This is a genomic window from Paenibacillus sp. p3-SID867, from assembly GCF_025142895.1.
In the GTDB taxonomy this organism is placed as follows: Bacteria; Bacillota; Bacilli; order Paenibacillales; family Paenibacillaceae; genus Paenibacillus_AQ.
Genome location: NZ_JAMBDM010000009.1, coordinates 88,647 through 102,701, shown reverse-complemented (window position 1 = coordinate 102,701; position 14,055 = coordinate 88,647). Strand labels below are relative to the sequence as shown.

At 52.3% G+C, this 14,055-nt stretch carries 8 protein-coding genes and 1 pseudogene; 8 read left to right on the top strand and 1 reads right to left on the bottom strand.

Annotated features, from left to right (window positions below):
- Nucleotides 1-85: 85 nt before the first annotated feature.
- The 3 genes from M4D81_RS19245 (at nucleotide 86) to M4D81_RS19235 (ending at nucleotide 5,288) form a co-directional block, all read left to right on the top strand.
- Entirely contained in the window at nucleotides 86-1,837 is a 1,752-nt protein-coding gene (locus M4D81_RS19245; protein WP_260067703.1) for a sensor histidine kinase, read from the top strand.
- On the top strand, nucleotides 1,830-3,452 hold the full coding sequence (locus tag M4D81_RS19240) for a response regulator (protein ID WP_260067702.1): 1,623 nt from the start codon (nucleotides 1,830-1,832) through the stop codon (nucleotides 3,450-3,452). Before M4D81_RS19245 ends, M4D81_RS19240 begins: the two co-directional genes overlap by 8 nt.
- A gap of 171 nt (nucleotides 3,453-3,623) precedes the next feature.
- The gene (locus tag M4D81_RS19235) at nucleotides 3,624-5,288 is read left to right on the top strand and encodes a glycoside hydrolase family 43 protein (RefSeq protein WP_260067701.1); all 1,665 of its coding nucleotides are present in this window, start codon (nucleotides 3,624-3,626) and stop codon (nucleotides 5,286-5,288) included.
- Between the two features lie 111 nt (nucleotides 5,289-5,399).
- Here M4D81_RS19235 and M4D81_RS19230 read toward each other — a convergent pair whose 3' ends face one another.
- Entirely contained in the window at nucleotides 5,400-6,173 is a 774-nt protein-coding gene (locus M4D81_RS19230) for a helix-turn-helix domain-containing protein (protein ID WP_260067700.1), read from the bottom strand.
- A gap of 314 nt (nucleotides 6,174-6,487) precedes the next feature.
- Between M4D81_RS19230 and M4D81_RS19225 the strand changes: the two genes are divergently transcribed.
- The 5 genes and pseudogenes from M4D81_RS19225 (at nucleotide 6,488) to M4D81_RS19205 (ending at nucleotide 14,013) form a co-directional block, all read left to right on the top strand.
- Nucleotides 6,488-7,786: an endo-1,4-beta-xylanase gene (locus tag M4D81_RS19225; RefSeq protein WP_311200690.1), complete on the top strand. Its 1,299-nt coding sequence runs from the start codon at nucleotides 6,488-6,490 to the stop codon at nucleotides 7,784-7,786.
- A gap of 98 nt (nucleotides 7,787-7,884) precedes the next feature.
- The gene (locus M4D81_RS19220) at nucleotides 7,885-8,925 is read left to right on the top strand and encodes an endo-1,4-beta-xylanase (protein WP_397376764.1); all 1,041 of its coding nucleotides are present in this window, start codon (nucleotides 7,885-7,887) and stop codon (nucleotides 8,923-8,925) included.
- Nucleotides 8,926-8,970: 45 nt separating this feature from the next.
- Entirely contained in the window at nucleotides 8,971-10,491 is a 1,521-nt protein-coding gene (locus tag M4D81_RS19215; RefSeq protein ID WP_260067698.1) for a glycoside hydrolase family 43 protein, read from the top strand.
- Nucleotides 10,492-10,527: 36 nt separating this feature from the next.
- Nucleotides 10,528-12,231 (top strand): RICIN domain-containing protein, encoded by a 1,704-nt coding sequence (locus tag M4D81_RS19210; protein WP_260067697.1) that lies wholly within the window; start codon nucleotides 10,528-10,530, stop codon nucleotides 12,229-12,231.
- A 47-nt stretch (nucleotides 12,232-12,278) separates the two neighbouring features.
- Nucleotides 12,279-14,013, top strand: a pseudogene (locus M4D81_RS19205) (SGNH/GDSL hydrolase family protein).
- Nucleotides 14,014-14,055 lie beyond the last annotated feature (42 nt).

The window sequence follows — 14,055 nt, the reverse complement described above, 5'->3', positions numbered from 1 at the left end:
AAATGTGCCGCACCCGCACGGTTGGCTTTAAAGGCCGGCAGGCGGCCGATTAACACGCATATTGACACACATCGGAGGAGTTTAATTGCTTAAGTTACCTGTGAATTCCATTCGTAATACCATCTTTATTCGACTGGTCGCTACCTATCTCTTCGTCATTCTTCCGCTTATCATTCTCGGTGTTTATCTGTATAACTGGAGTTACCAATACGCTAGCCAGGAAATATCCAAAAATACGCAAGCGCAGCTTTCGGCTTACCTGGACGGGTTGAACCGGGAAATCGAATGGCTGGAAATTCAGCAATACGATATTTTGCAGGATGGGGAACTGAACAAAATGGTGCTGACATGGGATATGATGAGCACGGTCGAAAGAAAAGCAAGCCTGCATTATTTGCTGCCGCGGCTGGTATCCATCAAAAACAGCAGTGTCTACATAAAAGACGTATTCATTCATATCCGCAGCATGGATAAAACGATTTCGGCCATGACCGCGATGAATGCATTCGACTCGAGACGGTATAACCATGTTTATGCAGGAGAGGCGAGCGGCAATCAAAGACTGTTGCAGATCGACGATACTTTCCATCTTGTGGCGGCCAAATACGGAGCTCGAAAAGGGGAAGAGCCGCTTCTGATCGTTCAGATCGAACTGGATGCGAGCAAACTCAGGGAATCCCTGATGCAAATCAGCGTATATCCGGAAAGCGGGGCTTTTATCGTCTCCGAGCCGTCCGGCTTTGCCCTGGCCAGCCATGAGGAGGCGGATCGTTTAATGAAAGAGGCCATGCAGGCCATCCAACATGCGAATCGTCAAATTCTGAATATCGGCACAGGCAGGTATTTGATCGACAAGGTGTATTCCGACAAGCTGGACCTATCCGTGTTTACGTACTTGCCAACTGAGGCGGTGAAACGGCCGTTAAGTAAATTTTATGTCTGGGCATGGCTGTTTGCAGGCACGACCCTCTTGGCGATTGCCATCTATGCGGTTTCGACGTACAAATTGGTTCATAAGCCGCTGCTTCTGCTTGTCCAAAGCTTCAGAAAAATGGAGGATGGCATGTTTAATATCCGGATCAGGCACGGACAGAGGGACGAGTTCGGCTATTTGTACGATCGATTCAATCAGATGCTCATCAAGCTGCAGCATCTGATTGACCAGGATTTCAGGCACAAGCTCATGATGCAAAGGGCGGAGCTGAAACAGCTCCAATCCCAGATCAATCCCCACTTTTTATATAACAGCTTCTTCATCCTGAGCTCCCTGGCCAAAACGGGGGATGTCACGCAAATCGAGTTGTTCACGAACATGCTGGGAGAATATTTTCGATTCATTACCCGCAATGATGCGGACAACGTTCCATTGCTGGAAGAAACGAGGCATTCCCGCATTTATACGGAGATTCAAAAGCTCAGATTTTCAAGGCGAATCCGCGTAGAATTCGGGGAGCTGCCGAAGGAAATGGAGACCATCAAGGTGCCGCGATTGATCATTCAGCCTATTATCGAAAACGCCTATGAGCACAGCCTCGAAAAAATGCAGGATGAAGGATTGCTGCGTGTAGCGTTTCGTTTAGATGATGACGAAGCCTCCATCGTGATCGAAGAAAATGGGAACGGGCTGACGAATAACGAAATCGAAGCGCTAAACAGGCGGCTTGAACGGACGTCCGAATCCGCCGAATCCCCTGAAGTGACGGGCCTCATCAACATCCATCGGCGCATTGCCCTGACGTATGGGGAAAGCAGCGGATTAGTCCTTTCAAGAAGTCCATTGAACGGACTGCGGGTCCAAATTCGAATCAGGCTGACGGAGGGGAATGGACATGTATAGACTGCTGGTCGTCGACGATGAAGAGATTATAACGAACAGTTTGTACGAAGTATTTCATCAATGGATGCCCGAGAAGCTTGATGTTTGCCGGGCATACTCCGGCAAGGAAGCGCTGAATTGGATGTCGCGCACGAGAATCGACATCGTCCTGACGGACATACGCATGCCGGGTATGAGCGGATTGGAATTGACGGAGAGCATCCGGGCTCTCTGGCCAAGGTCCAGAATTATCTTTCTGACCGGCTACAGTGATTTCGATTACGCCTATCAAGCGATTCAGATGTCCAATGTTCGCTATTTGTTGAAGACGGAAGGCTTTGATAAGGTCATGGAGGTCGTGAAGGACGTTATCGATGAAATCGAGAGCGGCAACCGCATGAATGAATGGCTCAAGCAATCCCGCATGCAGATCGAAGCGCTGGAGTGGATGGAGCAGGGGGAGTACTTCCGGCAATTCGTAGCGGACAGCAGCTTGTTTGGAGCGGATAGCGAAGCGATGATTGACGATTTCCGAACCCTAAACATCGGGCTGGATCCGAAACTCCCTGTGCTGCTGGCTCTTGGCCGCGTAGCTTATTCAGCAGGCAAAGCGTATGCAGAAAAGAAAAATGGCCATCGATCGGTACGGCTGATATGGAATTCTTTTATGGAGGAGCATGTCCGCAGCATCGGCGTCGTGGACAAACACGGGGATTTATTATGGATGCTTCAGCCTCGGTCCGAGAACCCATCCGGGGATCGTCTTGTTCTTTATTTGGAAGGGACGCTTGAACTTATCCAGGAAGCCTGCCTTGATTCTCTGGGGCTTGCCGTATCGTTCACCATAAGCGGCTTCCTTTGCCGGTGGGAGGATGTGACACCGCAGTATGAACGTCTGCGAAGGCTGCAGCAGTTAAAGATGGGCGACGGGATTCCGATGATTCTGAAGGATCAAGTCGACTCTTCCCAGGCGCCTCACTGCAAGGAAGGAGTGGAGACGAGCCATAAGGCGGGCATCTTGGAAGCCCACTTGGAGGCCGGAAGGGAGAACGAATTCATGAATGAATTGGAGCAATTGTCGGAATTCGTGCTGAACGGAGACGATCATCATCAGCACGCTGCCCAAGCTTATTATTCTATTGCTCTTGTGCTGTATGCGAAGCTGACTCGGCTAGGGCTTCAGGATCCGACCGGTGAACGGGGAAAGCTGTTGGACTTGGAAGGCCATGAATCCATGATGGAAGCTTTTCGGTATTTGAGGCGAACGGCCGAAGACATCTTCGCTTTCAAACGAATGGATGAACGAGGCAAAACGGCGCATGTTATTGATCGGGTATGCCAATATATCGAGGAGCATTTGGATCAGGACGTGACCCTTGTGCATCTTGCCGAACGCTATTATTTTAATCCGTCCTATCTATCGCGCTTGTTCAAGCAAGAACGGGGAATCAACATATCAGAATATATCGAAAAGTGCCGAATCCGGAGAGCAAAGGAGCTGCTTAAGGAAGGCGATTTGAAGGTAAGGGACGTGGCGCCTCTGGTCGGATACGACGCCGCCCATTCCTTCACCCGCTTCTTCAAAAAGGCGACGGGTTTAACGCCGCAGGAGTACCGGGACCATCTTGTAAAATAGGCAGGCAACCTGTCATTTGCCCGGTGTTTTCAGATGGAATGTCCGGTTGTTGTCCTGCTTACCAAAAGGTACACTTTTTACGAACAATTCCGTTCATGTCGACCCGCGATGGGACTGACCAGATCGGAATGACAGGTCACCAAGTAACGATGAAGGAGGGCGTGTTCAGGGATGAAGCCCGGAAAGCCGTTACTGGTCATATCTACCGTATTTGCTTTCGTTTGCATAATCGTAGTTTTTGCAAACCTAGCGAGTCGTGGCCAAGACGATCCAAAAATGTTTAACCAGGAGCTGAGTGACAAGATGAGTGATGAAATCAAACCCGGCAAATCAGGAACTGAAATGATGGGCCAGGTAAGCAGCGGCAATGTTGCGAGCCGGGATGCGGATAGCACCCGCGGGGAGGCTACGGCCGCAATCGGCAAGATTCCGCCGAACGGGAATCCGGTCGTCTCCCATAAATTCGGCGCGGATCCCTATGCGCTGGTAGTTGACGGACGTGTTTATTTATATAACACGTACGACGCATTGGAGTATGACGATGACGGGAATGTCAAGGACAACAGCTACAGCACGATCAACAAGCTGTCCGTCATCTCTTCTTCGGACCTGATCAACTGGACCGATCACGGAGCAATCCAGGTCGCAGGACCGACCGGCGCTGCCGCATGGGCAACGCAATCGTGGGCGCCAGCGGCCGCGCATAAGGTGATTGACGGCGAGGACCGCTTCTTTTTGTATTTTGCCAACAATGCCAGCGGCATCGGCGTGCTGATGAGCGACAGCCCTGTTGGCCCGTGGACGGATCCGATCGGAAAGCCGCTGATCACAAGAAACACGCCGGGCGTGGAAGGTGTCACGTGGCTGTTTGATCCCGCCGTGCTCGTTGACGACGACGGGAAAGCCTATATCTACTTTGGCGGCGGCATTCCGGAAGGCGAAGCCGAAATGCCGAATACGGCTCGCGTCATGCAGCTTGGCGACAATATGATCAGCGTGCTTGGCGAAGCCGTCACGATTCCGGCTCCTTATATGTTCGAGGATTCAGGGATTAACAAATTTGACGGAAAGTACTACTATACGTACTGCTCCAATTTCTCGGAAGGAACGCGGCCGGAGAACAGTCCCCCTCCCGGCGAAATCGCCTATATGGTCAGTGAGCATCCGATGGGCCCATGGACGTATCAAGGGACCATTTTGAAAAATCCCGGGCATTTCTTCGGGGTCGGAGGGAATAATCATCACGCCATCTTTCAGTTCCAACAGAACTGGTATATTGCCTATCACGCCCAAACGTTGTCAAAGTCCATGGGAGTTCCGAAAGGCTATCGCTCAACCCATCTGAACCGCGTTTATTTCGAGACGGACGGTACCATCCGGGAGATAGACGCTGACATGGAAGGCGTGAAGGGGATCCAGCCGCACAATCCCTTCCAGCGAACGGAGGCAGTAACGATGGCATGGAATGCCGGAATTCAAGTCAATCCGTCTACTGCTGCTGAAGACTCGCAGGACAGCACGATATTGGCGGTCACGGACATCCACGACCGGGATTGGATCGCAGTGGCCAATGTTGATTTCGGAAAAGGAGCATCTGCGTTTACGGCTTGGGTCTCGGGAGTGGAAGGAGGAGGAAGCCTGGAGCTTCGGCTGGACCATCCGGAAGGAGAACGGATCGGCACAGTGAACGTACCGCCAGAATCCGGTGCCGAACCACGTAAGGAAATATCCATTGAAGTTTCAGGCGCATCCGGCATCCATCATCTTTACTTCGTATTTACCGGAAAGCAGGATCAGAAGTTATTTGATTTCGAAGCATGGCAATTTGAGCTGTGATTGCATATATACAGCCCGTCCATTCATAACGTGATGATGGCAAGCTAAAAAGGCGCTCGCGAGTCAAGCAGCGCCTTATTTAGGTGCTTCAGGTGAAAATGTACGTACAAGTTAGTGCTGGCCAGAGGCAACGGGAACCGTACGGGAGCCATGCAATTTTCTATACATGTTAGCGCTTACTCCTGCATAAGACTTGAATTTTTTATAGAACCAGTCCATATCGTTGTATCCCACCGCATCAGCAATTTCGTATATCTTCATGCCGGTATGCGTCAGCAAGAATTTCGCTTTCTCCATTCGCTGCTGCAGCAGATATTCGTTAAACGTCATCTTCTCGTGAAACTTGAATTTCTGCACCAAGTAGGAATAGTTGAAATGCATCCGCTCGGCAATTTCTTTTAAGGTGATGTTTTGGTACATCGAATCCTTCAAATATTCCTTGACCTCTTGAATGACCTGATCCTCCTTTTCCGCATGGACATGGGACAATCTATTATCCGGATGCCCGTCACCGGAATGGGTTGCCGGCGAGATCGTCCGCAAGCAAGTGTTGAGCTCTTCGACCGTGAACGGTGCAGGCAGATAATCGTTGACTTGCAGCTGCAAGGCTTTCCGGGTCCAATAAAAATCCGTGCTGCCTCCGGTAACAATGATGGGAACCTGGCTTACGCACCGGATGTTTGCGCATAACTCCATACCTTCGGAATCTGAACCGAGTGCATGGATAATCACCAAGGTGTAAGGCTCCAAAGCAATGAATTGCATGGCGGACGAGGAGGACCTGACGCAGCGGCGCCGCGAGCATCTCAACTCATTCCAATCCGGCCGGATTTCCGGTGTTGCTTCATCATGGGATTGCAGATCAACAAACAGAACATCGTGCACAAAGCTTCCCCCCAACTTCGTTGTAATAACGCTTTCATACGGTTTGTTAACATTATGGGGAATGGAAACCCGAATCACAATGTGCCGATTTTTATATTTCTAACCGATATTTACTTCTTACTGAAATATAGGGGGCCTGGTAAGCGTAAGGAACATTGGCAACCGGAGAATGGACGGGTGAACGATCCCAAATTTGGCAGGTTGTTTCAATAATATGTAAGCGCTAATATGAGGTTATGATATATTCGGGCCGGGTCCGATACCGGATCCCTATCGCTTGCTCGAAGTGGAAAGGAGGTCATGCTTTGCATCGTATGCCTAAACGCGGCCGATGGGTGGTCACGGCGGTGGCTGCTGCGGTGGCAGCGTCCGTCGTTGTCCTGTTAATCCTGCCCCAAATGGGCAGCCGTGACAAGCCGCCCGCCGAAAGTCAGGCTCCAGGAAAACCGGGGGAAGAAGCAGCGGAGCTAAGAGGGGATTCCGGAGCGTCGAACGGGAAACCGAATGCCGAATCCCCTGCGGGCACTAACCAAACGGCGTCAACCGAGCCGAAGACACAACAGTCCTTAGCGCAAGATATTCCCTCGCTGCATGAACTCTTTGAGGAGGATTTTCCGATCGGCGCCGCGATCGAACCGAATCAGACCAACGGCCCATCGTCGGAGCTGCTGAAGAAGCATGTCCGCTGGCTGGTGGCGGAGAACGCAATGAAGCCGGATTCGATCCAGCCATCGGAAGGCCAGTTTATATGGACGAACGCCGACCGAATCGTGGAATTTGCCAAGGAGAACAACATGCAAGTCCGTTTCCATACTCTGGTCTGGCATACCCAAGTTGGTGCATGGTTTTTCCAAGATGCGGAAGGCAAGCCGATGGTGGATGAGACAGACCCCAAGCGCCAGGAAGCGAACAAAAAATTGCTGCTGGAACGCCTGGATACCCACGTAAGGACGATCGTCGGCCGATATAAGGGCGAGATTACGTCATGGGACGTGGTGAATGAAGTCATTGAACCCGGGGATCCGGACGGGATGCGCGCGAGCGAATGGTATAAAATTACCGGTACCGATTACATCGCAACGGCTTTTCGAGCGGCTCGGGAAGCCGGAGGACCTGGAGCGAAGCTCTATATTAACGATTACGGAACGGATAACCCTGTGAAAAGGGACCGTTTGTTTCAGCTGGTGAAAGATTTGCTGGAGCAAGGTGTTCCGATCGACGGTGTCGGACATCAGACGCATATTGACATCTATGGTCCATCGGTGGATTCCATCATCACGTCGATGCGAAAATTCGCGGAGCTTGGCCTCGACAATCTCGTCACCGAGCTCGACATGAGCATTTATGCCTGGAACGACCGCAGCGATTACGGCCAAGATCTCCCGCAAGAAATCCTAAACCTGCAAGCCGAACGATATGGCGAGTTGTTTAAGGCATTCCGCCAAAACAAGGACATCCTTAGCGGTGTCGTCTTTTGGGGCCTCGCCGACGATCATACCTGGCTTCATGGTTTTCCGGTCGCACGCACCAATGCGCCTTTGCTGTTCGATCAACAACATCAGCCCAAACCGGCGTTCTGGGCCGTTGTTGAGGCGGCGAAGACCGAGTTATAAACAGACGTTACCGCAGAGTCGAGCAAGCATTATGGATAAACAATTTTATAGCTCAATGCCGCTTACCGAAAAAAACGTGATGAGGAGAAAGCCGAATGATGAGAATGAATGTGGAGAAGCTGCCCAAGCTTCATGAAGCCTTTGGAAATAGCTTCAACATCGGAGCTGCCGTGAATCCGATCACGATGGTGACTCAAAAGGAATTGTTGACGCACCATTACAACAGCGTTACGGCGGAAAATGAAATGAAATTCGAGCGATTGCACCCATCGGAGGATGTATATACATTCGAGCAAGCCGACCAGATTGTATCGTTTGCCAAATCGAACGGAATGGCGGTGCGAGGACATACCCTCGTATGGCATAATCAGACGCCGGAATGGGTGTTTCAAAACAGCTCCGGCGGAAAAGCCGGCCGCGAGCTGCTGCTTGCGCGGATGAAAGCGCACATCGATGAGGTGGTTGGCCGTTATCGCGGAGATATCCATGCTTGGGATGTCGTGAACGAAGCCATTGCTGACAGCGGAAGCGAACTTCTTCGTTCCTCCCCGTGGCTTGCTTCGATCGGGGAGGATTTTATCGCCAAGGCATTTGAATACGCGCACGAGGCAGATCCGCAAGCGCTGCTGTTTTATAACGATTACAACGAATCCGTATCCGAGAAGCGGGAGAAGATTTACGAGCTCCTTAAATCATTAAAGGAGCAGGATGTGCCGATTCACGGCGTCGGACTTCAAGCTCATTGGAATCTGGAGTTTCCATCGCTTGATCATATCCGCAGGGCCATCGAAAGATATGCCAGCCTTGGCCTGATGTTGCATATAACGGAGCTTGACATATCCGTTTTCGCGCATGAGGATAAGCGGACCGATCTGGCGGCGCCGACGGAAGAAATGCTTGAACGCCAGGCGGAGCGTTACGGACAATTGTTCCGGCTGCTTAAAGAGTACAGCGGCAGCATAACTTCCGTAACCTTCTGGGGCGCGGCGGACGATTATACCTGGCTGGATCATTTTCCGGTAAGGGGCCGTAAAAATTGGCCGTTCGTGTTCGACGAGAACCATCTTCCGAAGGAATCCTATTGGAACCTGTTGAAGGAAGCCAATCCCGAAACAACATTCCAAGATGTACGATCGTAAGTCGTATTTCGGCAGTCGCCATGGGTTGAAAGGAGAAATCATCAGATGAACAAGACGCAGATCACGAATCCGATCATGTGGGCGGACGTGCCGGATGTGGATGCCATCCGGGTAGGGGACGTCTATTATATGGTCAGCACCAGCATGCATTCCATGCCGGGCTGTCCGATCATGAGGTCCAAGGATTTGATGCATTGGGAGATCGTCAGTTACGTATACGATACGTTCGAAGACAACGAGGCCCATCGTCTGGAAGGCGGCAGCAATATCTACGGCCAAGGCTCTTGGGCGGCCAGTCTCCGCCATCATCGGGGGAAATTCTATGTCTGCTTCTCCAGCAACGATACCGGGCGGTTTTATGTGTACCGCACGGACGATGTCATCCAGGGGCCGTGGCAGCGATCCGTCATCGATGGACTGCGGCATGATCCGGGCCTGCTTTTTGATGATGACCGGGTATTCGTGATCTACGGCAACGGGGATATTTACATCACCGAGCTGACCGCCGATGCAGACGCCCTTATGCCGAACGGAATTCACCAGCGGCTCTTTGAAACGGAAACGGAGGGCATCGGCTTGCGCTGCGAAGGCTGTCATGCCTATCGAATCAACGGTTACTATTATTTACTGTTCATTGAATGGCCGAAGGCAGGGTTCGGCAGCGGCCGGCGCAGACAAATCTGTTACCGGTCACGGGAATTGCTGGGCCCTTATGAACGAAAAATCGTATTGGATGACGATCTCGGCTACCATAACAAGGGAATCGCCCAAGGCGGGGTGTTCGATACGCCGGAGGGCAAGTGGTACGCGATGCTGTTCCAGGATCATGATGCCGTCGGTAGAATCCCTTGCCTGGTCCCGGTAGCCTGGGAGGAGGATTGGCCCGTGTTCGGCATCGAAGGCAAGGTGCCGGAACGGTTTGAGGTCGACTTGCCGCAAGCCGTTGCGAAGCCGCTCGTGATCAGCGATGAATTCGAATACGAATCGAATAAGCTGGCTCTGAATTGGCAATGGAACCACAACCCGGATCATCGGTTATGGTCCGTGACCGAACGTCCCGGTTTCCTAAGACTGACAACGGGGAGCACGGCATTGAGTGTGCTTCAGGCTCGGAATACGCTGACGCAGCGCACGGAAGGGCCGGCATGCACGGGGACTGTCTTATTGGACACGGGGCGTATGAAGCCCGGCGATCATGCAGGGCTTGTTGCCCTGCAAAGCCATTTCGGCACCGTCGGCGTCAAGGTCGCGGAGAACGGCGACAAGTTCATCGCGATGAGCGTGAACGATGGGAGCGGCAGGGAGAAGGAGCTGGAAACGGTTCGGTATCGCGGCAGGGAAGTGCATTTGAGAATTGATTTTGATTTTGAGAACAGCAAAGATGTGGCCTCCTTTCATTATTCTGTCGACGGGGCCGAATGGATGCCGATCGGCGGGCAGCTGAACATGCGGTATACCTTGGATCACTTTATGGGTTATCGCATCGGGCTTTATTATTATGCGACCAGGCAAACCGGCGGCCATGCCGACTTCGATTATTTTCGTTACGAAAAAGCCGAGCGTTAGAGCGCGTAACCGAAGTGAAGAGGAGTTGATCGATGTATGAAAAGAACAGGATGGACGCTCAAGCTGTTACTGGCCGCGCTGCTCCTGCTGCCCGCAACGCTGGGCCTCCATAATGGTGCAGCCGAAGCATGGTCGGGCATGCCGATGTCCAAGCTTCGCGTCAGCGGCAATCAGCTGGTAAACAGCGAGGGGCAGCCCGTTGTCCTCAGCGGGTGGCACCAGCCCGGGGGCTCGTACTGGACGTATCAGGGAAGCGATTACTACCTGGACCGGAGCGGAGGGAATCGCCATGCTGCCATTTTGGCGTATTTAAAGGATATTACCGACACATTTTCCGATACCTCTCCGAAATACGGCAACAGTCACGGCTGGTATATGAACCAGGTCAGGCTCTTTATCGACCGTGAAGACATGGGCGACGTGGCGGCCGGAACGTATAATTTTGCCGGTCTCCAGTCCTTTACGCAGAACGTCGTGGTGCCTTATATCCAGTATGCAAAGACCAAGGGAATCTACGTTACGCTAGGCCTCGACTTCACGCTCCAGGATAATCAGGCAACGACGCAAGCCAATCTCGAGAAATTTAATCAAATCTGGGGATATCTTGCGGCACAGCCTGCGATCAAAAGCGCGGACAACGTCATGTTCGAGATCATCAATGAACCAGTGCTGTCTTATGCGAACGGTCGCTGGGGAGGACACCCGTCCGATCCCGAATTTCCGGCGTTTTGGGACTCGCTGCGCAATTTTCAAAATTCCATCATTTCCACGATCCGCAGTCAAGGGGCAGATAACGTGATATGGGCCGCCGGCCTTGGATGGGATCAATATTATCAGTTATGCGCCACGCGTCCGCTAACCGATCCGCTGAACAACATCGGATATGCCGTGCATTGGTACCCGGGCTACGGAGCAAAGGATAACGGCTCGATAAACCAGCAGCAATGGGATACCAACATTAAGCCCTGTGCGGACAACTATCCGATCAATATTACGGAAACGACCTGGTTCAAACGGCTGCCGGGAGACTCGGAGTACTGGGAGCTGTTCAACGGCTCGAATGAAGGCTTCGGCAAAAACACCAAGGCCATATTTACGGCAGCCGGGAACGTCAGCATCGCGGTCCACATGAACGGTTTTCTTCTGCAGCCAGGGGCAAGAAGCACGTTTGCCGATCCGACGGCAGGGCTGCTCTTCGACGGCGATCCGGCACGGGACGGCATGGCCCGCTTTATCTTCGAATGGTATTACGAACGTGCGCAGCTTCATCCATGGAACGGCATATGGAACGGGATTTTATCGGGAGAAACCTATAAAATCGTGAACCGTGCCTCAGGGAAGGTGATCGACGTCCCCGGCGGACAAAACAGCAATTCGCTGCAGCTGCAGCAATGGCCGGACAATAACGCCACGGCCCAGCGATGGGTTGCGGACGATATGGGAGCATACAACAATTTATACCGGCTTCGCAGCGTCAGTTCGAGCGACGGCAAGGTGATGGATGTTAGAAACGGTTCCACAAACAACGGGGAAGCAATACAGCTCATGCAGGATTATGGGAATCAAGCACAGCGATTCCGTCTGATCAAGCTAAGCAACGGATACTGGAGCATTCTTAATGCGAACAGCAATAAAGCCGTCGAAGTGGCGGATGGTTCGTCCGCAGACGGAGCGAAGCTCCAGCAGAATCCTTATCGAGGGGATTTGCATCAGCAATGGCAGTTGATCAACGTAAATTGACGCTGCCGTACAGGTGGAGAGCGGCAAGGTGAGGAGGATGAAGAACCATGGCAGGCCATTTCACGCCAGCGGGAAATGAAACGGAAGGTCCAGTGGCACCGCAGGATCCTGCAGTCAAACGCCGCGGACTGTACATCCTGTATGAGACGATCATCGAAGCGACGAATCGTCCCGACGGGAAGTACACGCAAGAGATATACCTGGACGGGAGTCAGCTCGTCGATAAAGCCCGATTTACCGGGGATGTGACGGATGAAGCCATTCTTGAGCTGCTAAAGAGCAGCAGGGGTCTTCGCCGGCTGGTGGACTGTATCGGAATATCCGTTCATGCGCATGAACGGGACGTATCGAGCGTTCTATTCACATTTTGGAATTGGGGAAAAGCGAATCCATACGAAACGGGATCTCGGCAGAGTATAACCTGTCCAGCCAACGGCACGGAAACGCTCCTGGCTCTGGATGAGGACGAAGATCGACATCCGGATGACGATGTTCCAGGCAAATTCGTCTTCGAGTTTGAGCGAGGGGGCGTGTTGGCAACGGTCAGCATCGTATTCTATCTGCGTGACGGTTACCAAGTCCCCGAGGCTGCAGTCGACCCCCCAGTCGATGTGGAATCACAAGCATATCAAGACATGATTAAGAAATCGCTCATAAGCCCGGGGCATAACAAACGATTAAAGGCGGCAATCGAAAAAGCGAAGCGGGGCGAGCCCGTAACCATCGCTTACATCGGCGGTTCCATTACCCAAGGGGCCGGCGCTGTCCCCCTCCATTCCCAATGCTACGCATACCAATCCTATGACCTGTTCAAGCGAAGGTTTGCACCCGCAGGCGACAGCCCGATTCGTCTTGTCAAAGCTGGCGTAGGCGGTACGCCGTCTGAGCTCGGCATCGTCCGCTATGATCGGGATGTGCTTCGAGAAGGGGAGGTACGGCCGGATATTGTGATTATCGAATTTGCCGTCAACGACGCCGGCGACGAAACGAAAGGAAATTGTTACGAGAGCCTGGTGCTCAAGGCTCTTTGCGCCGATCACAAACCCGCGGTGATTTTGCTGTTCAGCGTATTCGTGAACGACTGGAATCTTCAAGACCGTCTGGCCCCGGTCGGTTGGCATTACAATCTTCCGATGGTCAGCGTGAAGGATGCGGTCACGGAGCAGTTCCGATGGACCAAGGAGCAAGGGAACGTGATAACGAAAAGACAGTTTTTCTACGACATTTATCATCCAACCAATGCGGGCCATCGGGTGATGGCCGATTGTTTGGACTGGTTATTCGAAGTAACCGATCGTTCCTCCATCGACGAGGAGGACCTGACGGGTGAACAGCCTCCGCTGATCGGAAATGACTTCTCCGGAACGCAGCTGCTCGATCGCAGGAATGGCGATCGCATCGCCCGCATTAATCCCGGCGGTTTTTCGGACACCGACACGGATCTGCAAATGGCGGAGCTGGACGATCATGCATACGGGACACCGCAATTTCCGCACAACTGGATGCACACGGCCGATTCCCAGCTTTAAGATGACCATCCGGAGCAAGCGTCTTATCCTTGTTTATAAAGATTCGGGAAGCCGGGCATTCGGGACCGCGAAGATATGGGTAGACGGGAAGCTGAAGAAGACCGCCGATCCGCATGAAGTCAATTGGACGCACTGCAGCGCCGTGATTTTGTACAATGAGTCGAAGTCAGGAGAACATGCGGTAGAGATCCAGATGGCGGAAGGCCACGAGGATAAGCGATTTACGATCCTGGGTTTCGGTTACGTCCCATAGAATTGCATTAGATAGCTTCACGCTCCATGGGTAAGCTTGATT

Bases quoted from the DNA above. Each gene is read 5' to 3' on its own strand.
- M4D81_RS19215 (WP_260067698.1), top strand. From the start codon at position 8,971: ATGAACAAGACGCAGATCACGAATCCGATCATGTGGGCGGACGTGCCG.
- M4D81_RS19235 (WP_260067701.1), top strand. From the start codon at position 3,624: ATGAAGCCCGGAAAGCCGTTACTGGTCATATCTACCGTATTTGCTTTC.
- M4D81_RS19225 (WP_311200690.1), top strand. From the start codon at position 6,488: ATGCCTAAACGCGGCCGATGGGTGGTCACGGCGGTGGCTGCTGCGGTG.
- M4D81_RS19240 (WP_260067702.1), top strand. From the start codon at position 1,830: ATGTATAGACTGCTGGTCGTCGACGATGAAGAGATTATAACGAACAGT.
- M4D81_RS19210 (WP_260067697.1), top strand. From the start codon at position 10,528: ATGAAAAGAACAGGATGGACGCTCAAGCTGTTACTGGCCGCGCTGCTC.
- M4D81_RS19220 (WP_397376764.1), top strand. From the start codon at position 7,885: ATGAGAATGAATGTGGAGAAGCTGCCCAAGCTTCATGAAGCCTTTGGA.